This window comes from Streptomyces sp. NPDC058534 (assembly GCF_042717365.1).
GTDB lineage: Bacteria > Actinomycetota > Actinomycetes > Streptomycetales > Streptomycetaceae > Streptomyces.
On the sequence record NZ_JBHXNW010000008.1, the window covers coordinates 27,258 to 49,333 of the forward strand.

The window sequence follows — 22,076 nt, forward strand, 5'->3', positions numbered from 1 at the left end:
GGGGGCCTGTTTTGTGTGTTTTTCCTATTCGGTGTTTGTTGGGCTTTTTTGGGGGCTGTGTTTGGGGGGGTCCTGGTGTTTTGTCCCGGGGCCCCGCCCTTGTGTGTTACCCAGCTGCGGGCAGTCGTGCCGCTGGGGCGGCTCCCGACCCACAGAGAGCGGCACCCGGCCGGCGCCGGTAGGCGAACCCGCCTCTTGGCCCGCACAGACGGACAGCACTGGGCCCGGCGCCCCTCGCATGAGGGAGGCCGGGCCCAGGTACTTGCAGGCGGCTACTGCTTGCGCAAGCGGAATGTCAGCGTCAGGGGCTCGTCCGTGAACGGCTCCCCATACGTGTCGTCCGCCTCGCCCTGGGCGAAGTCCGTGGCGAGGACCTCGTCGGCGATCAGACCCGAGTGGCCGGTCAGGGCGGCGATCGTCGCCGGGTCGGTGGCCGTCCAGCGCAGGGCGATCCGGTCGGCGACGTCGAGGCCGCTGTTCTTGCGGGCCTCCTGGATCAGGCGGATGGCGTCCCGGGCGAGGCCCGCGCGGCGCAGCTCCTCCGTGATCTCCAGGTCCAGCGCCACCGTCGCGCCCGCGTCGGAGGCGACCGACCAGCCCTCGCGGGGCGTCTCGGTGATGATCACCTCGTCGGGGGCGAGGGTGACGGTCTCGCCGTCGATCTCGACCGAGGCCGTGCCCTCGCGCAGGGCGAGGGACAGGGCGGCCGCGTCCGCCGCCGAGACGGCCTTCGCCACGTCCTGGACCCGCTTGCCGAACCGCTTGCCCAGCGCCCGGAAGTTGGCCTTGGCGGTCGTGTCGACCAGGGAGCCGCCGACCTCGCTCAGCGACGCGAGCGACTCGACGTTCAGCTCCTCCGTGATCTGCGTGTGCAGTTCGGGCGAGAGCGCGCCGAAGCCCGCCACCGCGATCAGCGCGCGGCTGAGCGGCTGACGGGTCTTGACGCCCGACTCCGCGCGGGTGGCGCGGCCCAGCTCGACCAGGCGGCGGACCAGGACCATCTGCCTGGACAGCTCCGGGTCGATCGCCGAGAGGTCGGCCTCCGGCCAGGACGACAGGTGGACCGACTCCGGGGCGCCCGGTGCGACCGGCACGACCAGGTCCTGCCAGACCCGCTCGGTGATGAACGGGGTCAGCGGCGCCATCAGCTTGGTGACCGTCTCGACGACCTCGTGCAGGGTGCGCAGCGCGGCCTTGTCGCCCTGCCAGAAGCGGCGGCGGGAGCGGCGCACGTACCAGTTCGACAGGTCGTCGACGAACGCCGAGAGGAGCTTGCCGGCGCGCTGGGTGTCGTACGCGTCCAGGGCCTGGGTGACCTGGTCGGTCAGCGCGTGCAGCTCGGAGAGCAGCCAGCGGTCCAGGACCGGGCGGTCCGCCGGGGCCGGGTCGGCCTCGCTCGGCGCCCAGCCCGAGGTGCGGGCGTACAGGGCCTGGAAGGCGACCGTGTTCCAGTAGGTGAGGAGCGTCTTGCGGACGACCTCCTGGATGGTGCCGTGGCCGACGCGGCGGGCCGCCCACGGGGAGCCGCCGGCCGCCATGAACCAGCGGACCGCGTCCGCGCCGTGCCGGTCCATCAGCGGGACCGGGTCCAGGGTGTTGCCCAGGTGCTTGGACATCTTGCGGCCGTCCTCGGCGAGGATGTGGCCGAGGCAGACGACGTTCTCGTACGACGACTTGTCGAAGACCAGGGTGCCGACCGCCATCAGCGTGTAGAACCAGCCGCGGGTCTGGTCGATGGCCTCGCAGATGAACTGCGCCGGGTACCGGCTCTCGAACAGTTCCTTGTTCTTGTGCGGGTAGCCCCACTGTGCGAACGGCATGGAACCCGAGTCGTACCAGGCGTCGATGACCTCCGGCACGCGCGTGGCCGTCTTGCCGCAGCCGTCCTGCGGGCACGCGAAGGTGACGTCGTCGATGTAGGGGCGGTGCGGGTCCAGGGCCGACTGGTCGGTGCCGGACAGCTCGGTCAGCTCCGCGCGGGAGCCGGCGACCGTGAGGTGGTCGTCCTCGCAGCGCCAGATCGGCAGCGGGGTGCCCCAGTAGCGGTTGCGGGAGAGCGCCCAGTCGATGTTGTTGTTCAGCCAGTCGCCGTACCGGCCGTGCTTGACGGCGTCCGGGAACCAGTTGGTCCGCTCGTTCTCCTCCAGGAGCCGGTCCTTGATCTCCGTGGTGCGGATGTACCAGGACGGCTGCGCGTAGTACAGCAGCGCGGTGTGGCAGCGCCAGCAGTGCGGGTAGCTGTGCTCGTACGGGATGTGCCGGAAGAGCAGGCCCCGGGCGTCCAGGTCCTCGGTCAGCTTCTCGTCGGCCTTCTTGAAGAAGACGCCGCCGACCAGCGGGACATCCTCCTCGAAGGTGCCGTCCGGGCGGACCGGGTTGACCACCGGCAGTCCGTACGCGCGGCAGACCTTGAGGTCGTCCTCACCGAAGGCGGGGGACTGGTGGACGAGACCGGTGCCGTCCTCGGTGGTGACGTAGTCGGCGTTGACGACGTAGTGCGCCGGCTCCGGGCTGTGCCCATTGGTTCCCTCGCCGGCGCTCGGGAATTCCACCAGCTCGAACGGGCGCTGGTACGTCCAGCGCTCCATCTCGGCGCCGGTGAAGGACTGCCCGGTGGTCTCCCAGCCCTCGCCGAGGGCCTTGGCGACCAGGGGCTCGGCGACGACGGCCTTCTCGTCGCCGTTCGTGGCGACGACATAGGTGACCTCGGGGTGCGCGGCGACCGCCGTGTTGGAGACCAGCGTCCAGGGCGTGGTCGTCCACACCAGGAGCGCGGCCTCGCCGGCCAGCGGGCCGGAGGTGAGCGGGAAGCGGACGTAGACGGACGGGTCGACGACCGTCTCGTAGCCCTGTGCCAGCTCGTGGTCGGACAGGCCGGTGCCGCAGCGGGGGCACCACGGGGCGACGCGGTGGTCCTGGACCAGCAGGCCCTTGTTGAAGATCTCCTTCAGCGACCACCAGACGGACTCGATGTACTCGGGGTCCATGGTGCGGTACGGGTCCTGGAGGTCGGCCCAGTAACCCATGCGGGTCGTGAGCTCCTCGAAGGCGTCGGTGTGGCGGGTCACCGACTCGCGGCACCTCGCGTTGAACTCGGCGATGCCGTACGCCTCGATGTCCTGCTTGCCGGAGAAGCCCAGCTCCTTCTCCACCGCCAGCTCCACCGGGAGGCCGTGGCAGTCCCAGCCGGCCTTGCGGCCCACGTGGTAGCCGCGCATGGTGCGGAAGCGGGGGAAGACGTCCTTGAAGACGCGCGCCTCGATGTGGTGGGCGCCGGGCATGCCGTTGGCGGTGGGCGGGCCCTCGTAGAACACCCACTCGGGGCGGCCCTCGGACTGCTCCAGGCTCTTGGCGAAGATCTTCTGCTCACGCCAGAAGTCGAGCACCGCGTGTTCGAGCGCGGGCAGGTCGACCTGGGCGGGCACCTGGCGGTACTGCGGCTGCGTATTCAACGAGCTTCCTCCGGCGGACGTGCTGCCTTCCGTCGGAGGGACGAGAGCCGTGCTCCCGCGGTACCACCCTCCTTGGCTCCCCGGTGCGTCGTGTGCGCCGGTCAGCCCCCTCATTGGGGTCGCGAGCCGGTTCTACTCGCCGCGGCTGTCGGCCACGGCTTTCTTCCGGCGGCTCCGGGGTGATCTTCACATCGCGCTCGCCCCCGGGCTCACACCGTCCCCGGGTCGCTCTGGGCTGCTGACGCCGCTACTCGTCCCCATCCACGCTTTTCGCTCCGCCCAGTGTACGGCGCCGCGCGGACAGCGGCCGACCCGTTTTCGCAGGGGCCGGGGCGGTGGGCGCCGCACGGCCCCGGCAGGGCCCGGTGTGACCCGAATGCCGCCGGCGCGCATACGGCGTCCGGGCGGCCCCGGCCGGACGCCCTCCGGGCGGATTACCGGGCGGGGAGCTGGGCACAACGGATGCATGCTCGCCCGCGTGGCGCACGGCGGGTCGGCGAATCGGGCGGCGTGCCCCGTTGCCGCGGGACCCGAGTCGATTTATCGTCCCAGCACGATTCGCGCGCAAGATCACAATATGTGAAGGGGCCGCGGCCATGGTGGCGAAGAAGACCGCCGAAGAGCAGTCGGAGGCGGCTGCGGAGAAGACCGCCGCCAAGAAGACGACGGCCAGGAAGACAGCCGCCAAGAAGACGGCTGCGAAGAAGACCACGGCAGCGAAGAAGACGACCGCCGCGAAGAAGAGCGCCGCGGAGACGAGCACCACGGAGCACGGCCCGGCGAAGAAGACCGCGGCCAAGAAGAGCACCGCCAAGAAGAGCACGGCGAAGAAGAGCACGGCCAAGAAGGTGGGCGCGGCGCGGGCCGCGGAGCAGACGGGAGCCACGACGGTGGTTGCGAAGAAGACTCCTGGCACGGCCACGGCGGCCAAGACCGCCGTTCCCAAGGCCCGCGGCGCCGCTGCGGACCCCGGCGACCTGGCGGTACGCCCCGGCGAGGAACCCTGGACCCCGGAAGAGGTGGAGGAGGCGCGCGGAGGGCTGCAGTCCGAGGCCGACCGGCTGCGCACCGAGATCGACTCCTCCGAGCGGTCGCTCCAGGGCATGATGCGGGACTCCGGCGACGGCGCGGGCGACGACGAGGCGGACACCGGCAGCAAGAACATCACGCGCGAGCACGAGCTGGCGCTGGCCGCCACCGCGCGGGAGGTGCTCACCCAGACCGAGCGCGCCCTGGAACGTCTGGACGCGGGCACCTACGGCCTGTGCGAGAACTGCGGGAACCCCATCGGCAAGGCGCGCATGCAGGCCTTCCCCAGGGCCACCCTGTGCGTCGAGTGCAAGCAGAAGCAGGAGCGCCGGTACTGATCCGCCGCGATCGCGCGCCGGTATGGGTCCTGAGCACGTACGGGACGGAAAGTGTGCCGTACCCTCGTCCTCAGTCAGGTACCTAGGCTGAGGGACTCACGTGGCAGAGGCGGAGCGCATCATCGGTACGCCGGACACCCCGGACACCCCGGACACCCCGGACGCGACGGGGGACGGGCAGGAACGCCCCGACGCCGAGCAGGAGCGCGGTCCGGAGCGCCCCCGGGGCAGGCGGCGGATCGCCGTGCTGTTCGCGGTCGCCATGTTCGCGTACCTGATCGACCTGGTCAGCAAGATGATCGTGGTCGCCAAGCTGGAGCACAACGCACCGATCGAGATCATCGGGGACTGGCTGAGGTTCGCGGCCATCCGCAACGCGGGCGCGGCCTTCGGCTTCGGCGAGGCGTTCACGGTGATCTTCACGGTGATCGCGGCGGCCGTGATCGTCGTGATCGCCCGCCTCGCGCGCAAGCTCTACAGCCTGCCGTGGGCGATCGCGCTCGGTCTGCTGCTCGGCGGTGCCCTGGGCAACCTCACCGACCGGATCTTCCGCTCGCCCGGCGTCTTCAAGGGCGCGGTCGTGGACTTCATCGCGCCCAAGCACTTCGCCGTCTTCAACCTCGCCGACTCGGCGATCGTCTGCGGCGGCATCCTGATCGTGATCCTCTCCTTCCGGGGTCTTGACCCGGACGGGACCGTCCACAAGGACTGAGTGTCCACAGGGGCTGACCGTCCACAAGGACTGATCGCGTGTTCGGGAGTGTCCGACCCGTCCGGCATACTCGACGGGTGAGCACGATTCCCGAGATCCGCACCCTGCCCGTGCCCGACGGCCTGGAGGGCGAGCGCGTCGACGCCGCCATCTCCCGCATGTTCGGCTTCTCCCGTACCAAGGCCGCGGAACTCGCCGCGGCGGGCAAGGTGCAGGTCGACGGATCGGTGGTCGGCAAGTCCGAGCGGGTGCACGGCGGCGCCTGGCTGGAGGTCGAGATGCCGCAGGCACCCGCTCCCGTGCAGGTGGTCGCCGAGCCCGTCGAGGGCATGGAGATCGTCCACGACGACGAGGACGTGCTCGTGATCGTCAAGCCCGTCGGCGTCGCCGCCCATCCGTCCCCGGGCTGGAGCGGGCCGACCGTCATCGGCGGACTGGCCGCCGCCGGGTACCGCATCTCCACCTCCGGCGCCGCCGAGCGGCAGGGCATCGTGCACCGCCTCGACGTCGGCACCTCCGGCCTGATGGCGGTGGCCAAGTCGGAGCGCGCGTACACCTCGCTCAAGCGCCAGTTCAAGGAGCGCACGGTCGACAAGCGCTACCACACGCTCGTGCAGGGCCACCCCGACCCGACCAGCGGCACCATCGACGCCCCCATCGGCCGCCACCCGCAGCACGACTACAAGTGGGCCGTCACCGCCGAGGGCAAGCCCTCCGTCACGCACTACGACCTCATCGAGGCCTTCCGCGCCGCCTCCCTGCTCGACGTGAAGCTGGAGACCGGCCGCACCCACCAGATCCGCGTCCACATGGCCGCCCACCGCCACCCCTGCGTCGGCGACCTGACGTACGGCGCCGACCCCACCCTCGCCAAGCGGCTGCGCCTGACCCGCCAGTGGCTGCACGCGGTCCGGCTCGGCTTCGAGCACCCCGGCACCGGCGAGTGGGCCGAGTTCGCCAGCGACTACCCCGAGGACCTTCAGCAGGCCCTCGACCTGGTCCGCGAGGAGACCTACGGATGAGTGCCCCTCACCCGGCCCCGGCCTACGAGGTGCGCGTCGCCGAGGACCCGGCCGACCGGGAGGCCTGCTTCGCGGTGCGCAAGGACGTCTTCGTCGCCGAGCAGCAGGTCCCCGAGGACATCGAGTACGACGCCCACGACGCGGACGCCGTGCACGTCCTCGCGGTCCGGGCGGACGGCGAGGCCCTGGGCACCGGCCGGCTGCTGCACGGCCCGGCCGCCGCCGCGAAGAACGGCGACGGCGACCCGGCCGTCGGCTCGCTGGGCCGGCTCGCGGTGACCGCGGCGGCCCGCGGGCTGGGCGTCGGCGCGGCGCTGGTGCGGGCCGTGGAGGACGCGGCACGCGCGCGTGGACTCACCGCGGTGGACCTGCACGCGCAGACCCACGCCCTGGGTTTCTACGAGCGGCTGGGGTACGTGGCGTACGGACCCGAGTTCCCCGACGCCGGGATACCCCACCGCGCGATGCGGCGCGCCCTGTAACCAGAGGCGCCGAACGGGCTGGTGGGGCGGGTGGCGTGGCAGGCTTGAGGTCCGCCGTGTGCATACCGAGACCCCACCGGAGCGGTGACCGTGGATCAGTTGGCCCTGTTGTTCATGCTGTTGCTCGGGGCCCTGCTGAGCGTCCCCCTCGGAGCCCGGCTCGGGCTGCCGGCACCGGTCCTGATGACGGTCCTCGGGATCGTCCTCGCCCTGCTCGACTTCGTGCCCAACGTCGACATCCCGCCCGAACTCATCCTGCCCGCACTGCTGCCGCCGCTGCTGTACGCGGCCGTGCGGCGCACTTCCTGGCGGCAGTTCGCGGCCAACAAGCGCCCGATCTTCCTGCTGGCGGTCGCGCTGGTCTTCGTCACCATGGCCTGCGTGGCCACCGTGGCCCACGCGATCGTCCCGGGGCTGCCGATCGCCGCCGCCTTCGCGCTGGGCGCCCTGGTGGCACCGCCCGACCCGGTCGCGGCGACCGCCGTCGCCGGGCAGCTGGGGCTGCCGCGCCGCCTGGTGTCCATCCTGGAGGGCGAGGGGCTGTTCAACGACGTCACGGCGATCGTCCTGTACCACGTGGCCATCGCCGCGGCCGTCAGCGGCACCTTCTCGGCCTGGGAGGCGGGGCTCGACCTGGTGCTGTCCGCCGTCGTCGCCGTCGCCGTGGGGCTCGCGCTGGGCTGGGGCTCCAACAAGCTGATGAGCATCCTGGAAGACCCGACGCTGCAGATCGGCCTGACCCTGCTGGTGCCGTTCGTGAGCTACGTCGCCGCCGACGAACTGCACGGCTCGGGGGTGCTCGCCGTGCTCACCACCGCGATGTTCCTCGCCGAGTACGCCTCGGACGCGGACGACGTGATGACCAGGCTCGCCGGGCACACGGTGTGGGACGTCGTCGACACCCTGGTCACCGGCGTGGCCTTCGGGCTGATCGGTCTCGAACTGCACAACGCGATCCGCACGGCCTCCGGCCGGTGGGCGGAGCTGCTCGGCTGGGCGGCGGCGGTCAGCGCCGTCGTCATCCTGGTCCGGCTGCTGTGGCTGCTGCCCGCCACCTGGCTGACCCAGCGGCTGCACGCCAGACGCGACCAGGACGAGGACATCCCGACGAGCTGGCGGGAGACCGTGGTCATGTGGTGGGCCGGGATGCGCGGCGTGGCCTCGGTCGCGCTGGCCCTCGCGATCCCGCTGGAGACGGAGGCGGGAGCCGCCTTCCCCAACCGGGACGAGATCGTCTTCATCGCCTTCGGGGTGATCATGGTCACGCTGCTGGTCCAGGGGCTGACGCTGCCCTGGCTGGTGGGCCGGCTCGGCGTACGGGCCGACACCGAGCGGGAGCAGGCCTACGAGAAGGAGCTGGGCCTGCGGGCGGCCAAGGCGGCCAAGCAGCGGCTGAAGGAGATCGAGTCGGTGGAGGAACTGCCGGACGAGCTGTCCGAGCAGATGCTGCGGCGCGCCTACGACATCGGGGTGCGGATCAGTCCGGACCTCGGGGACGAGGAGCGCCGGGAGGCGCAGGAGCAGCGGGCGCGGCGGATCAAGCGGGTCCGGCGCATCCAGGGCGAGATGCTCAGCGCCGCCCGGCACGAGATCCTCGCGGCGCGCAGCGAACCCGGCTCCGACCCGGAGATCGTGGACCGGGTGCTGCGCCACCTGGACGTGCGCAGCCTGCGCTGAGCCCTGCCCAGCCGCGCCGCGGTCACAGACTCTTCGTGGGGTGCTCCGGGAAGCGGCGGGCGCCCCCGTCGGGCGAGCGGCGGGGCCGGTGGACGCCGTCGCGGGGCGGCCGCAGGGCCGCGTCCGCCGTGTTGATCCGCGGCAGGGCGTAGGGGTGCTCCTCGGCCAGCCAGCGGATCATCCCCTCGCGGACCGTGACCCGCACCGTCCAGATGTCGTCCGCGTCCTTCGCCGTCACCAGGGCCCGCACCTGCATGGTGTTCTGCGTCGTCTCCGTGACCGTCAGGTTGTAGTCCCGCCCGTCCCAGGCCGGGCACTCCCGCAGCAGGTCGCGCAGCCGCTCGCGCATCCGGTCCAGCGGTGCCGTGTGGTCGAGGTGCCAGAAGACGGTCCCGGTCATCTGCGGGGTGCCGCGCGACCAGTTCTCGAACGGCTTGGAGGTGAAGTACGACACCGGCATGGTGATCCGGCGCTCGTCCCAGGTGCGCACGGTCAGGTACGTCAGCGTGATCTCCTCGACGGTGCCCCACTCGCCGTCCACCACGACCGTGTCGCCCATGCGCACCATGTCGCCGAAGGCGATCTGGAACCCGGCGAACATGTTGCTGAGCGTGGACTGCGCGGCGATGCCGGCCACGATGCCGAGCAGACCGGCCGAGGCCAGCAGCGAGGCACCCGCGGCGCGCATCGCCGGGAAGGTCAGGAGCATCGACGACACGGCGACCACGCCGACGATCGCCGAGACCACCCGCATGATCAGCGACACCTGGGTGCGCACCCGGCGGACCCGGGCCGGGGCGCGCTCGGCGTGGGCGTGGGCGTATCGGGAGTACGACGTCTCGACGACCGCGGCGGCGATCCGGATCACCAGCCAGGCCACCGAGCCGATCAGCAGCAGCGTCAGCAGCCTGCCGACCGCCGACCGGTGCTCCGGGAACACCTGGGCCTCGACGTACGACCCTCTCAGCAGCGCCGCGCACAGCATGACCTGGTACGGGATGCGGGCCCGGCGCAGCAGCCCCCACAGCGGCGTCTCGGGATGCCGTCCGTCGGCCTTGCGCAGCAGCAGGTCAGTGGCCCATCCGATGACCAGGGTCAGCAGGATGGAGCCGCCGACCACGATCAGCGGGCGGAGTATCGTCTCCATGCCCTCGAACGTAACCGCCCACGGCGCGCTGTGAACCTGTGACTTACGTCCCGCCCGGGGTATCGCCGCGCATCGCGTTGTCACACCCGGCTGGCACCATGGCCTCATGAACATCGTGCTCTTTCACTCGTCCCTCGGCCCGAGGCCCGCGGTGCGGCAGGCCGCCGACCGGCTGCGCGACGCCGGGCACCAGGTCTGGACCCCGGACCTCTTCGAGGGCCGGACCTTCGACACGGTCGAGGAGGGCATGGCCCACCAGGACGGGATCGGCCGGGAGGAGCTGCTCAAGCGGGCCGTGCTGGCCGCCGCCCCCTATTCGGAGCGGGGGCTGGTGTACGCCGGGTTCTCGCTCGGCGCGTCCATCGCCCAGACCCTCGCGCTCGGCGACCACCGGGCGCGCGGACTGCTCCTGCTGCACGGCACCTCGGACATCGCGGCCAACGCCTCGGTCGACGACCTGTCGGTCCAGCTGCACGTGGCCGAGCCGGACGCCTTCGAGACGGACGACTGGCTCAGCGCCTGGTATCTCCAGATGGGCCGGATCGGCGCCGACGTGGAGGTGCACCGGTACGCGGGGGCGGGCCACATCTACACCGACCCCGAGCTGCCGGACTACGACGAGGAGGCGGCCGAGGCCACCTGGCGGGTGGCGCTCGGCTTCCTCGACTCGCTCGGGGAGGAGGCGGATCAGGCGGGGGAGTAGACGCGTTCCACCCGCTGGGTGCCGCTGCGGGTGCGGTAGGAGCGGACCCACCGGGACGTGGCGTCCGGGTCGGTGCGGTCGGAGACGGCGTAGTAGTCCATCTGCGTCCGCTCCGCCGTGATGTCCAGCACGCCGTAGCCGTGCCGGTCGGTGTCGACCCAGTGGACGTGCCGGTTCGCGGCCCGGATGACCGGTGCCGCGATCGCCGAGACGGTGCCCTCGGGGACCTTCACGATGTCGTCGAGGTTGTCGGAGGTCACCGAGGTGACGACGAACTCCGTGGCGGCGGAGGCGGACAGCGGGTACGTGCCGGCGTTGTACGGCACGTCGTTGGCCCACGCCATGTGGATGTCGCCGGTGAGGAACACGGTGTTGCGGACGGCGTTCGCGCGCAGGTGGGCCAGCAGTTCCCGGCGGTCGTCGGTGTAGCCGTCCCACTGGTCGGTGTTGAGGGCGAGGCCCTCCCTGGGCAGGCCGAGCAGCTCGGCGAGCGGCTTGAGCAGCTCGGCGGAGAGCGAGCCGATCGCGAACGGCGACATCATCACCGGGTTGCCGACCAGCCGCCAGGCGGTGTCCGAGGCGGCGAGGCCGGACTTGAGCCAGTCCAGCTGGGCGCGGCCGGTCATGGTGCGGTCCGGGTCGTCGACCTCGCCCTCGCCGATGCCCACCTGCTGCGAGCGGTAGGTGCGCAGGTCCAGCAGCGACAGGTCGGCCAGCTTGCCGAAGCGCAGCCGCCGGTAGGTGGTGCCGGCGATCGCCGGGCGCACCGGCATCCACTCGAAGTAGGCCTGCTTGGCGGCGGTCTGACGCGCCGCCCAGGGCCCCTCGGCGCCCTCGGTGTGGTTCTCGGCGCCGCCCGACCAGGTGTCGTTGGCGATCTCGTGGTCGTCCCAGATGGCCACGACCGGCGCCGTGGCGTGCAGCGCCTGGAGGTCGGGGTCGGTCTTGTAACGGCCGTGCCGTACGCGGTAGTCGGCGAGGGTGAGGATCTCGTGGGCCGGGGCGTGCGGCCGTACGACGGTGTCCCGGGTGCCGTACTCGCCGGTGCCGTACTCGTAGATGTAGTCGCCCAGGTGCAGCCAGGCGTCCAGGTCGCCGCGGGCCGCGAGATGGCGGTACGACGAGAAGTACCCGGCCTCCCAGTTGGCGCAGGAGACCACGCCGAACCGCAGCCCGGAGACGGCCGCGTCGGCCGCCGGCGCGGTGCGGGTGCGGGCGACGGGGGAGTCGGTGGGGCCCGCGGAGAAGCGGAACCAGTAGTCCGTGGCGGGCGCGAGACCGCGGATGTCCGCCTTGACGGTGTGGTCGGAGCCGGCGGTCGCGGTGACGGAGCCCTTGGCGACGATGTTCGTGAGGGCCTTGTCGGTGGCGACGACCCAGCTCACCGCGGTGTCCGGACCGGCTCCGGAGCCCGGTATGGCCTCGGGCACCGGCGTCACCCGGGTCCACAGCAGAACCCCGTCGGGCAGCGGGTCCCCGGAGGCGACGCCGTGCAGGAAGGCGGGGGCCGTGTCGGCGGCGCCCGCGGGCAGGGCGGCGGCGAGCGGGGCGGCCAGGACGGCGCCGGCCGCCGCGGCCTTGACGACCGTACGGCGGCTCGGAGTTCGGGCGCCCGCGGGCTCGGCGGGCGACGGGACGGATTTCTCGGACGATCTGTGTCGACTGGTCACGGACGATCAGGTTACTGATCGGTATGCGCGCGAGCGGGCGAACTCGTAAAAAGTTCGCCCGCTCGTTCGCCGTGCGTCGGTGCGGCGTCACCCCCGTGCGGCGTCACCCCCGTGCGGCGTCACCCCCGTGCGGGGGTCACGCGCGGGTCACTTGGTGACCTTGGCGTCCTTGAGCGCCTTCTCCCAGTCGGCGACCGAGCTGGGGTTCTCGATCACCTTGTCGTTGATCTTGATGGTCGGGGTCGACTGGACGCCCTCGGCGGTGTCGAAGGACTTGCTCATCCGCATCGCCCAGGCGTCGTAGGTGCCCTTCTCCACGGCGCCCTGGAACTTCTTGTTGTTCTTCAGGGCGTCGACCGAGTTCGCCACCTTGATCAGGTAGTCGTCCTTGGCGAACTCGTCGCTGGACTCCTCCGGGTGGTACTCGGAGGAGAACAGGGCGGTCTTGTAGTCGAGGAACGCCTCCGGGCTGACGTTCAGCGCGGCCCCGAGCGCGCTCAGCGCGTTCTTCGAACCCTCGCCGCTCAGGTTGCCGTCGAGGAAGGTGCCGATGGTGAAGGAGAGCTTGTAGTCGCCGTCCTCCATGCCCTTGTTGACGCTCTCGCCGATGTTCTGCTCGAAGGAGGCGCAGGCCGGGCAGCGCGGGTCCTCGTAGAGGTGGACGGTGTTGTCGGTCTTGGACTTGCCGATGGTGACCGTGGTGCCGTCCTTGCCCGAGGTGTTGGCCGGGGCCACCACCTTGGCGTCGGCGGCCTCCTCCCACTTCGAGGGCTGGTTGCCCTGGACGACGGCGTAGCTGATGCCGCCGGCTATCGCCAGCACGCCGACGATGGCGGCGGCCACGATGCCCTGCCGCTTGACCTTGTCGCGCTTGGCCTGACGCTCGCGCTCCTGGCGCAGGCGCTCACGGGCCGCCGTCTTCGCCGCCTGGCTGTTCCGCTTGCTCATGATGGTGATCTCTCCGGGGACGTGCACACAGGGGTGTGCGGAAACTCGTACGGGGGCTGCTGTGCTCGGTGATGCTCGGTGAACGGGTCACACGAGGGCGACCGCGCACGGCGGTCCGCGACGTCCCAGGGAGTGCGTGAGGATCCGCTCGCGGGCGCCGGTGGTGCGGCCGGCCGGGACCACCGGGCGGCGCACGGCCGGGGCCCGGCGGACGCTCACGGCCGCGACCGCGAGCAGCAGCGGCCGGAAGGTGGTCGCGGCCACCGCGCCGAGCAGCTGGGCCAGCGCCTTCTCGCCCCGCCGCAGCCAGGCCGCGGCGAGCAGTCCGACCCCGACGTGCGCGCCGAGCAGCAGCCAGGCGGTGCCGGGATCGGCGTCGGCGAGCAGCGCCGCCATCCGGTCGGTCTCGGCGCCGGTCACCCGGGTCAGCGGCGCGGTCACGCCCGCGTGGACGCCGGTCCCGTCGCCGCACAGGACGTCGAAGCCGACGGAGCGCAGCGGGCCCGCGACGGGGCCGCCCGCCCGGCCGTAGCAGACGTGCTGGCCGGTGGTGAAGACCGTGTCGGCGGCCAGTTCCAGCGGGATCAGCAGGGCGGCGATCCGCCCGAAGCCGCGCTCGCGCCGCCCGGCCAGGGCGTACGCGATCAGGAACACGGCGGCGGCGACGGCGGCCACTGTGGGCAGCGGCAGCGGAACCCCGGACAGCAGCACGTGCGACGCGGTGCTGAGGGTCACGACGAGTGCCGTGAACAGCGCCGCGCGTACGGCTCTGAGCGGGGTTCCGGATATGTCCATAGCAGTAGAAGAGTGTGTCACGGGGCCCGGTAAGGGACCCCTAAAGGGTTCCTGTGAGAGTGCCGACGGTTACAGACCCGGAATGCGGCCGTTGCGGAACAGGTCGACGAAGGTCTGGTGGTCGGCACGCGCGCGTGCGCCGTACCGGTGCGCGAAGTCGGTCAGCAGGGGGGCGAAACTCTCCTCGTCGGCCGCGATCGCCGCGTCGATGGCCCGCTCGGTGGAGAACGGCACCAGCGACTCGCCGGACTGGTCGTCGGCCGCCGCGTGCATGGTGGCCGTCGCCCGGCCCAGGTCGGAGACGACCTCGGCGATCTCCTCCGGGTCGTCGATGTCGCCCCAGTCCAGGTCGACGGCGTACGGCGAGACCTCGGCGACGAGCTGACCGGAGCCGTCCAGCTCGGTCCAGCCCAGCCACGGGTCGGCGTGCGCCTGGAGGGCACGCTGGGAGATCACCGTGCGGTGGCCCTCGTGCTGGAAGTAGTCCCGGATCGCCGGGTCGGTGATGTGCCGGGAGACCGCCGGGGTCTGGGCCTGCTTGATGTAGATCACGACGTCGTTCTCCAGGGCGTCGCTGTTGCCCTCCAGGAGGATGTTGTACGAGGGCAGGCCGGCCGAGCCGATGCCGATGCCCCGGCGGCCCACGACGTCCTTCACGCGGTAGGAGTCGGGGCGGGCCAGGGAGGACTCCGGAAGCGTCTCCAGGTAGCCGTCGAAGGCCGCGAGCACCTTGTAGCGGGTGGCGGCGTCCAGCTCGATGGAGCCGCCGCCGGGGGCGAAGCGGCGCTCGAAGTCACGGATCTCGGTCATCGAGTCCAGCAGCCCGAAGCGGGTCAGGGAGCGGGCCACCCGCAGCGCGCCCAGCAGCGGCCCCTCCGCGGTGTCCAGCGTGAAGGGCGGCACCTCGTCGCTCTTGGCGCCGGTGGCCAGGGCGTGGATGCGCTCGCGGTACGCGCCCGCGTACACCCGCACCAGCTCGGTGATCTGCTCGTCGCTGAGCGCCTTCGCGTAGCCGATCAGCGCGATGGAGGCGGCGAAGCGCTTGAGGTCCCAGGTGAAGGGGCCGACGTAGGCCTCGTCGAAGTCGTTGACGTTGAAGATCAGCCGGCCGGTGGAGTCCATGTACGTGCCGAAGTTCTCGGCGTGCAGGTCGCCGTGGATCCACACCCGGGAGGTCCGCTCGTCCAGGTACGGGCCGCCGTCCTGCGAACCGAACTCCCGGTCCTCGGTCAAATCATGGTAAAAGAGGCATGCCGTGCCCCGGTAGAACGCGAAGGCCGAGGCCGCCATCTTCCGGAACTTCACGCGGAACGCCGCCGGGTCCGCGGCCAGCAGCTGGCCGAAGGCGGTGTCGAAGACGGCGAGGATCTCCTCGCCGCGGTGCTCCTCGTTGAGCTGCGGGACCGACATGCCTTGGTGCCTCCTGGTGCGGGTGGTGCCTGACCGAGTGGAGCGGATCTCCACCCGGGCCAACGTCCGAAGGGGTGCGGGAGTGCCCGCCCCAGAAGGTACGCGTGGTGGCCCTCGGAGTGTCAGTGCCGAGGCATAGACTTCGACGCTGACCCCCCGGACTGAACGCAGCCCGTCGCCCGCCCACCCGTCGCCCGACCACCGCCCCTCATCGAGGCGCTACGCGCCACAGCGTTTGACCTATGGAGGCCGCACGTGTCCAAGCCGCCGTTCACGCACCTGCACGTCCACACCCAGTACTCGCTGCTGGACGGTGCCGCGCGGCTCAAGGACATGTTCGACGCCTGCAACGAGATGGGCATGTCGCACATCGCCATGTCCGACCACGGCAACCTGCACGGGGCGTACGACTTCTTCCACTCCGCGAAGAAGGCCGGAGTCACCCCGATCATCGGCATCGAGGCGTACGTCGCCCCCGAGTCGCGGCGGAACAAGCGCAAGATCCAGTGGGGCCAGCCGCACCAGAAGCGGGACGACGTCTCCGGTTCCGGTGGTTACACCCACAAGACGATGTGGGCGACCAACCGTACGGGCCTGCACAACCTCTTCCGGCTGTCCTCGGACGCGTACGCCGAGGGCTGGCTGCAGAAGTGGCCCCGGATGGACAAGGAGACCATCTCCCAGTGGTCCGAGGGCATCGTCGCCTCCACCGGCTGCCCCTCCGGCGAGGTGCAGACCCGGCTGCGCCTCGGCCACTTCGACGAGGCCCTCCAGGCGGCCGCCGACTACCAGGACATCTTCGGCAAGGACCGCTACTTCCTGGAGCTGATGGACCACGGCATCGAGATCGAGCGCCGGGTCCGCGACGGCCTGCTGGAGATCGGCCGGAAGCTCGGCATCCCGCCCCTGGTCACCAACGACTCGCACTACACCTACGCGCACGAGGCGACCGCCCACGACGCGCTGCTGTGCATCCAGACCGGCAAGAACCTCTCCGACCCCGACCGCTTCCGCTTCGACGGCACCGGCTACTACCTGAAGTCGACGGACGAGATGTACGCCATCGACTCCTCCGACGCCTGGCAGGAGGGCTGCGCCAACACGCGCCTGATCGCCGAGATGATCGACACCGACGGCATGTTCGAGAAGCGCGACCTCATGCCGAAGTTCGACATCCCCGACGGCTTCACCGAGGTCACCTGGTTCCAGGAGGAGGTCCGCCTGGGCATGGAGCGCCGGTTCTCCGGCGTCGTCCCCGAGGACCGCCAGAAGCAGGCCGAGTACGAGATGGACGTCATCATCCAGATGGGGTTCCCGGGCTACTTCCTCGTGGTCGCCGACTTCATCATGTGGGCCAAGAACCAGGGCATCGCGGTCGGCCCCGGCCGAGGCTCCGCGGCCGGTTCGATCGTGGCCTACGCGATGGGCATCACCGACCTCGACCCCATCCCGCACGGCCTGATCTTCGAGCGGTTCCTCAACCCCGAGCGCGTCTCCATGCCCGACGTCGACATCGACTTCGACGAGCGCAGGCGCGTCGAGGTGATCAGGTACGTGACGGAGAAATACGGCGCCGACAAGGTCGCCATGATCGGCACGTACGGCAAGATCAAGGCGAAGAACGCCATCAAGGACTCCGCGCGCGTGCTGGGCTACCCGTACGCGATGGGCGACCGGCTCACCAAGGCGATGCCAGCCGACGTCCTCGGCAAGGGCATCGACCTCAACGGCATCACGGACTCGACCCACCCCCGCTACAGCGAGGCCGGCGAGATCCGCTCGATGTACGAGAACGAGCCGGACGTGAAGAAGGTCATCGACACCGCCAAGGGCGTCGAGGGCCTGGTCCGGCAGATGGGCGTGCACGCGGCCGGCGTGATCATGTCCAGCGAGCCCATCGTCGACCACGCCCCCATCTGGGTGCGGCACACGGACGGCGTGACCATCACGCAGTGGGACTACCCGCAGTGCGAGTCGCTCGGCCTGCTGAAGATGGACTTCCTCGGCCTGCGCAACCTCACGATCATGGACGACGCCGTCAAGATGGTGAAGTCCAACAAGGGCATCGACCTCGACCTGCTGTCGCTGCCGCTGGACGACCCGACGACCTTCGACCTGCTCCAGCGCGGCGACACGCTCGGCGTCTTCCAGTTCGACGGCGGACCGATGCGCTCGCTGCTGCGGCTGATGAAGCCCGACAACTTCGAGGACATCTCCGCCGTCTCCGCGCTCTACCGCCCCGGCCCCATGGGCATGGACTCGCACACCAACTACGCGCTGCGCAAGAACAACCTCCAGGAGATCACGCCGATCCACAAGGAGCTGGAGGAGCCCCTCCAGGAGGTCCTCTCGGTCACCTACGGCCTGATCGTCTACCAGGAGCAGGTGCAGAAGGCCGCCCAGATCATCGCGGGCTACTCGCTCGGCGAGGCCGACATCCTGCGCCGCGTGATGGGCAAGAAGAAGCCCGACGAACTGGCGAAGAACTTCGTCCTCTTCCAGGAGGGCGCCCGCAGGAAGGACTACAGCGACGAGGCCATCCAGGCCCTGTGGGACGTGCTGGTCCCCTTCGCCGGCTACGCCTTCAACAAGGCGCACTCCGCCGCGTACGGACTGGTGTCGTACTGGACGGCGTACCTCAAGGCCAACTACCCCGCCGAGTACATGGCGGCCCTGCTCACCTCGGTCAAGGACGACAAGGACAAGTCGGCCGTCTACCTCAACGAGTGCCGGCGCATGGGCATCAAGGTCCTGCCGCCCAACGTCAACGAGTCCATGTCGAACTTCGCCGCCCAGGGCGACGACGTGATCCTCTTCGGCCTCTCCGCCGTCCGCAACGTCGGCACCAACGTCGTCGAGTCGATCATCAGGTGCCGCAAGGCGAAGGGGAAGTACGCCTCCTTCCCCGACTACCTGGACAAGGTCGAGGCAGTCGTCTGCAACAAGCGGACCACCGAGTCGCTGATCAAGGCCGGCGCCTTCGACGAGATGGGACACACCCGCAAGGGCCTCACCGCGCAGTACGAGCCGATGATCGACAACGTGGTCGCGGTCAAGCGCAAGGAGGCCGAGGGGCAGTTCGACCTCTTCGGCGGCATGAGCGACGAGCAGAGCGACGAGCCGGGGTTCGGACTCGACGTCGTCTTCGGCGAGGACGAGTGGGACAAGACCTATCTGCTCGCCCAGGAGCGGGAGATGCTCGGTCTCTACGTCTCCGACCACCCGCTCTTCGGCCTGGAGCACGTGCTGTCCGACAAGGCCGACGCGGGCATCTCCCAGCTCACCGGCGGTGACTTCGGGGACGGCGCGGTCGTCACCATCGGCGGCATCATCTCCGGCCTCCAGCGCAAGATGACCAAGCAGGGCAACGCCTGGGCCATCGCCACCGTCGAGGACCTGGCCGGCTCCCTGGAGTGCATGTTCTTCCCGGCGACCTACCAGCTGGTGTCCACCCAACTCATCGAGGACGCCGTGGTCTTCGTCAAGGGCAGGCTGGACAAGCGGGAGGACGTGCCGCGGCTGGTCGCGATGGAGCTCCAGGTCCCCGACCTGTCCAACGCGGGCACCAACGCGCCCGTGGTCCTCACCATCCCGGCCACCCGCATCACGCCGCCGATGGTCAGCCGCCTCGGCGAGATCCTCACCCACCACCGGGGCGACAGCGAGGTGCGGATCAAGCTCCAGGGGCCGACGAAGACGACGGTGCTCCGGCTGGACCGGCACCGGGTCAAGCCCGATCCGGCGCTCTTCGGCGATCTGAAGGTGCTGCTCGGGCCGTCCTGCCTGGCGGGCTGACCGGGCGCTGAGGGCTCTGCGGTCTCGGCACGAAAGTGAGCGAGGGGCGCTCCCGGTCTGCCGGGCGCGCCCCTCGTCGTGCGGGCCGCAACGGCCCGTACCGCGGATGTCAGTTGTGGCCGAAGCGCTTCTGGCGCTTGCGGGACGCGGCGTCGCCGGGCGTCGTCAGCTGCGGGGAGTGCTGCTCCTCGCGGTCCAGCACGTTCGACTCGGCGGCCCGCGGGGCGCGCTCGGCGTGGGGCTGCTTACGATCACGGTTGTTCTTGTTCTTGGCCATGGTGATCTACCTCCTGAGGGGGATCTAGGGGCCAACGACGGGACCAGATTCACATAGGCTGACAAAGAACGCATATCGGGCAATTACCGTGCGTGATACGGCTGGTCGGGGCCCGGCCCGCCGAAACGCCACGCCGAAGATCGAGTTCGGGCCGTTAACCTCCGCGCCGTCGGGCAGACTCGAAGGAAGCCCGAAGCAAACCTCCCGGAAAGAGGGTGGATCGCGTGGACCGCTGCATCGTCCTGGTGGACGCCGGGTATCTGCTGGGGGCCGCCGCGAGTCTGCTCGCCGGGGAGCCCTCACGCTCGCGCATCACCGTCGACCACGCCGCCCTCATCCAGGGGCTGCGCGACCGCGCCGAGTCCGACACCGGGCGGCCCCTGCTGCGCATCTACTGGTTCGACGGCGCCCCCGACCGTGTCCCGCAGCCCGAGCACCGCCGGCTGCGCGTGATGCCCCGGGTCACCGTCCGGCTCGGCGCCCTCACGCGCAGTGACGGCCGCTGGGCGCAGAAGGGCGTCGACGCCGCCATGCACGCCGAGCTGACCGAGCTGGCCCGCAACCGCGCCTGCTCCGACGTCGTCCTGGTGACCGGCGACGGCGATCTGCTGCCCGGCATGATGGCCGCCAAGGAACACGGCGTCGCCGTCCACCTGTGGGCCGTACAGGCCGCCGACGGCGACTACAACCAGTCCGAGGACCTGGTCGCCGAGGCCGACGAACGACGCGTCCTGGACCGTACGTGGATCACCAAGGCGGTACGCGCCAAGGAACTCGGCGGCATCTGCGCGCCGCCGCCCGTGCCCCGCCCCGAGATCGCCGCGATCCTCTCCGCGCCGCTGCCCGAATCGGCCCTCTCGACGACCGCCGAGCGTCCCGTACAGGAGCCCGAGCACCCCACGGAGGCCGCCGGGCGCAATGGCGCCGAGGAGCGTGTACCGCCCGCCAAGGGCGTGCCCACCCCCAAGGACCTGGCCGCCCTGCGCGCCCCCGGCGCGGCCCCTTCCGCCCCGCACCCGACCACGGCCACCCTGCGCTGGTCCTCCGACAAGGGCTGGGTCGACCGGCCCGCCGCCGAGCCGTCCGAGGCCGCCTCCATGCCGACGCTGGCCCAGCTCACCACCGCCGAGCAGCGCTGGGCCGACCGCGAGGAGGACATCACCACGGTCGGCGGCGACCCGTCCGAGGTCGGTCAGGTCTTCGCCCGCCGCTGGCTGGAGCGCCTCGGCGACCACGGCCACCTCCAGAAGCTGTCCGGGATGTACCCGCGCATCCCGCACCGCGTCGACGGGGAGCTGCTGCGCTACGCGGCCCGCTTCGGGCTGCTGGCCCACAAGGACGACCAGATCGACGAGCACGACCGGTACGCGATCCGGGCCGGGTTCTGGCGGGAGATCGACGTGCGGACGGCGACCGAACGCACCCCCGCGGCGGAGTGAGGCGCTCCGGCGTCTCCCCGGCTGAATCGACACTTATGGGCGGACCCGGGAGCGGGCCGGGGGGACGGACCCCGTAGTCTCGTCCCTTGTGAGTACGCGCGCGGCACAGGCACTACGACCCGGTGGCGGTGCCGTGTGCGCGGTGCGCGGACTGACCAAGACCTATCCGGCGGTGCGCGGCAGGCGCGGCGTTCCCGCCACTCCCGAGGTACGGGCCACCGACGACGTGTGCCTGGACATCCGCCGCGGTGAGATCTTCGGCCTGCTCGGGCCCAACGGCGCCGGCAAGTCCACCCTCGTACGCCAGCTCACCGGCCTGATGCGGCCCGACCGCGGCAGCGTGGAGATCCTCGGGCACGACGTCGTGCGCCACCCCGAGCGGGCCGCGCGGATCCTCGCCTACCTCGGCCAGGAGTCCAGCGCCCTGGACGAGCTGACCGTGTCGCTCGCCGCCGAGACCACCGGGCGGCTGCGCGGCCTGGAGGTGCGGCGGGCGCGCGCCGAGCGGGACGCGGTCCTGGACGAGCTGGGCCTGGCCCCCCTCGCCGCCCGCCCGATCAAGAAGCTCTCCGGTGGCCAGCGCCGCCTCGCCTGCCTCGCCGCCGCGCTGGTGGGGGAGCGCCCGCTGCTCGTGCTCGACGAGCCGACCACCGGCATGGACCCGGTGGCCCGGCGCGCGGTGTGGGCGGCCGTGGACCGGCGGCGTGCCGAGCGCGGCACCACCGTCCTGCTCGTCACCCACAACGTCATCGAGGCCGAGACCGTCCTCGACCGGGTCGCCGTTCTCGACCGGGGGCGCGTCATCGCCTGCGACACGCCCTCCGGGCTCAAGGAGAAGGTCGCCGGAGAGGTCCGTGTCGACCTGGTGTGGCGCGAGACGGCCCCCCTGCACGTCCCGGAGGTCGCCGCCCTGCGCGACCGCGTAGTCGAGTCGGGGCGGCGCTGGACGCTGCGGCTGGCCCCCGAGGAGGCCCGCGCGGTCGTCGCCACCGTCACCGGCGGTGCCGCCTTCGCCGCGCTCGACGACTTCACCCTGGCCACGCCCAGCCTGGAGGACGTATACCTGGCGCTGGGCGGCGCGGCGCGGCAGGGGCTGGTGAGGGCTTGAGCGCACGCACGGTGAGCACATCGGCCGCCGCATCCGTACCCGTCAGGGCGACCGTCTCCAACGACCCCAACG

The 22,076-nt window shown here is 71.0% G+C and carries 16 protein-coding genes; 9 read left to right on the forward strand and 7 right to left on the reverse strand.

Annotated elements, in window-relative coordinates; translation table 11 throughout:
• Nucleotides 1–272 precede the first annotated feature (272 nt).
• Nucleotides 273–3,452: an isoleucine--tRNA ligase gene (ileS, locus tag ACFWR9_RS06645; protein WP_383836518.1), complete on the reverse strand. Its 3,180-nt coding sequence runs from the start codon at nucleotides 3,450–3,452 to the stop codon at nucleotides 273–275.
• 596 nt (nucleotides 3,453–4,048) lie between these two features.
• Between ileS and ACFWR9_RS06650 the strand changes: the two genes are divergently transcribed.
• The 5 genes from ACFWR9_RS06650 (at nucleotide 4,049) to ACFWR9_RS06670 (ending at nucleotide 8,712) form a co-directional block, all read left to right on the forward strand.
• Nucleotides 4,049–4,819: a TraR/DksA C4-type zinc finger protein gene (locus ACFWR9_RS06650; RefSeq protein WP_383836521.1), complete on the forward strand. Its 771-nt coding sequence runs from the start codon at nucleotides 4,049–4,051 to the stop codon at nucleotides 4,817–4,819.
• 100 nt (nucleotides 4,820–4,919) lie between these two features.
• Nucleotides 4,920–5,531 (forward strand): signal peptidase II, encoded by a 612-nt coding sequence (gene lspA / locus ACFWR9_RS06655; RefSeq protein ID WP_383836524.1) that lies wholly within the window; start codon nucleotides 4,920–4,922, stop codon nucleotides 5,529–5,531.
• 77 nt (nucleotides 5,532–5,608) lie between these two features.
• Entirely contained in the window at nucleotides 5,609–6,553 is a 945-nt protein-coding gene (locus ACFWR9_RS06660; RefSeq protein WP_383836527.1) for an RluA family pseudouridine synthase, read from the forward strand.
• On the forward strand, nucleotides 6,550–7,035 hold the full coding sequence (locus tag ACFWR9_RS06665; protein ID WP_383836530.1) for a GNAT family N-acetyltransferase: 486 nt from the start codon (nucleotides 6,550–6,552) through the stop codon (nucleotides 7,033–7,035). The genes ACFWR9_RS06660 and ACFWR9_RS06665 overlap by 4 nt, the downstream gene beginning before the upstream one ends.
• A 90-nt stretch (nucleotides 7,036–7,125) precedes the next feature.
• Nucleotides 7,126–8,712: a Na+/H+ antiporter gene (locus tag ACFWR9_RS06670; RefSeq protein WP_383836533.1), complete on the forward strand. Its 1,587-nt coding sequence runs from the start codon at nucleotides 7,126–7,128 to the stop codon at nucleotides 8,710–8,712.
• Between the two features lie 22 nt (nucleotides 8,713–8,734).
• Here ACFWR9_RS06670 and ACFWR9_RS06675 read toward each other — a convergent pair whose 3' ends face one another.
• Nucleotides 8,735–9,859 carry a mechanosensitive ion channel family protein gene (locus ACFWR9_RS06675; RefSeq protein WP_383836536.1) on the reverse strand — a complete coding sequence of 375 codons (1,125 nt, stop codon included), beginning with the start codon at nucleotides 9,857–9,859 and terminating at the stop codon, nucleotides 8,735–8,737.
• 61 nt (nucleotides 9,860–9,920) lie between these two features.
• Between ACFWR9_RS06675 and ACFWR9_RS06680 the strand changes: the two genes are divergently transcribed.
• Entirely contained in the window at nucleotides 9,921–10,562 is a 642-nt protein-coding gene (locus ACFWR9_RS06680; RefSeq protein ID WP_383836841.1) for a dienelactone hydrolase family protein, read from the forward strand.
• Here the strand turns inward: ACFWR9_RS06680 and ACFWR9_RS06685 are convergent.
• The 4 genes from ACFWR9_RS06685 to ACFWR9_RS06700 form a co-directional block, all read right to left on the reverse strand.
• A complete protein-coding gene (locus tag ACFWR9_RS06685) occupies nucleotides 10,547–12,232 on the reverse strand; it encodes an alkaline phosphatase D family protein (protein ID WP_383836539.1) in 1,686 nt (561 codons plus the stop codon). The two genes, ACFWR9_RS06680 and ACFWR9_RS06685, sit on opposite strands and share 16 nt — an antisense overlap.
• 147 nt (nucleotides 12,233–12,379) lie before the next feature.
• A complete protein-coding gene (locus tag ACFWR9_RS06690) occupies nucleotides 12,380–13,180 on the reverse strand; it encodes a DsbA family protein (RefSeq protein ID WP_383836542.1) in 801 nt (266 codons plus the stop codon).
• 87 nt (nucleotides 13,181–13,267) lie between these two features.
• Nucleotides 13,268–13,975: a hypothetical protein gene (locus ACFWR9_RS06695; RefSeq protein ID WP_383836545.1), complete on the reverse strand. Its 708-nt coding sequence runs from the start codon at nucleotides 13,973–13,975 to the stop codon at nucleotides 13,268–13,270.
• A 69-nt stretch (nucleotides 13,976–14,044) separates the two neighbouring features.
• Complete coding sequence (locus tag ACFWR9_RS06700; RefSeq protein ID WP_383836548.1) at nucleotides 14,045–15,385, reverse strand: DUF2252 domain-containing protein; 1,341 nt, start codon at nucleotides 15,383–15,385, stop codon at nucleotides 14,045–14,047.
• Between the two features lie 255 nt (nucleotides 15,386–15,640).
• On the opposite strand from ACFWR9_RS06700, the gene dnaE reads away from it, so the two are divergent.
• Nucleotides 15,641–19,180, forward strand: coding sequence for a DNA polymerase III subunit alpha (gene dnaE / locus ACFWR9_RS06705; protein WP_383836551.1), 3,540 nt, complete (start codon nucleotides 15,641–15,643; stop codon nucleotides 19,178–19,180).
• Between the two features lie 109 nt (nucleotides 19,181–19,289).
• Here the strand turns inward: dnaE and ACFWR9_RS06710 are convergent, their stop codons facing one another.
• Nucleotides 19,290–19,457 carry a hypothetical protein gene (locus ACFWR9_RS06710; RefSeq protein ID WP_383836554.1) on the reverse strand — a complete coding sequence of 56 codons (168 nt, stop codon included), beginning with the start codon at nucleotides 19,455–19,457 and terminating at the stop codon, nucleotides 19,290–19,292.
• A 224-nt stretch (nucleotides 19,458–19,681) separates the two neighbouring features.
• Between ACFWR9_RS06710 and ACFWR9_RS06715 the strand changes: the two genes are divergently transcribed.
• Together ACFWR9_RS06715 and ACFWR9_RS06720 are read left to right on the forward strand one after the other, a co-directional pair.
• Complete coding sequence (locus ACFWR9_RS06715; protein ID WP_383836557.1) at nucleotides 19,682–20,896, forward strand: NYN domain-containing protein; 1,215 nt, start codon at nucleotides 19,682–19,684, stop codon at nucleotides 20,894–20,896.
• A 133-nt stretch (nucleotides 20,897–21,029) separates the two neighbouring features.
• Nucleotides 21,030–22,004, forward strand: coding sequence for an ABC transporter ATP-binding protein (locus tag ACFWR9_RS06720; protein ID WP_383836844.1), 975 nt, complete (start codon nucleotides 21,030–21,032; stop codon nucleotides 22,002–22,004).
• The last annotated feature ends 72 nt before the right edge of the window (nucleotides 22,005–22,076 follow it).

What these genes read in the sequence shown, in the direction of transcription:
- ACFWR9_RS06695 (WP_383836545.1), bottom strand. Translation starts at nt 13,975, where the DNA reads ATGGACATATCCGGAACCCCGCTCAGAGCCGTACGCGCGGCGCTGTTC.
- ACFWR9_RS06710 (WP_383836554.1), bottom strand. Translation starts at nt 19,457, where the DNA reads ATGGCCAAGAACAAGAACAACCGTGATCGTAAGCAGCCCCACGCCGAG.
- ACFWR9_RS06690 (WP_383836542.1), bottom strand. Translation starts at nt 13,180, where the DNA reads ATGAGCAAGCGGAACAGCCAGGCGGCGAAGACGGCGGCCCGTGAGCGC.
- ACFWR9_RS06675 (WP_383836536.1), bottom strand. Translation starts at nt 9,859, where the DNA reads ATGGAGACGATACTCCGCCCGCTGATCGTGGTCGGCGGCTCCATCCTG.
- ACFWR9_RS06650 (WP_383836521.1), top strand. Translation starts at nt 4,049, where the DNA reads ATGGTGGCGAAGAAGACCGCCGAAGAGCAGTCGGAGGCGGCTGCGGAG.
- ACFWR9_RS06665 (WP_383836530.1), top strand. Translation starts at nt 6,550, where the DNA reads ATGAGTGCCCCTCACCCGGCCCCGGCCTACGAGGTGCGCGTCGCCGAG.
- ACFWR9_RS06700 (WP_383836548.1), bottom strand. Translation starts at nt 15,385, where the DNA reads ATGTCGGTCCCGCAGCTCAACGAGGAGCACCGCGGCGAGGAGATCCTC.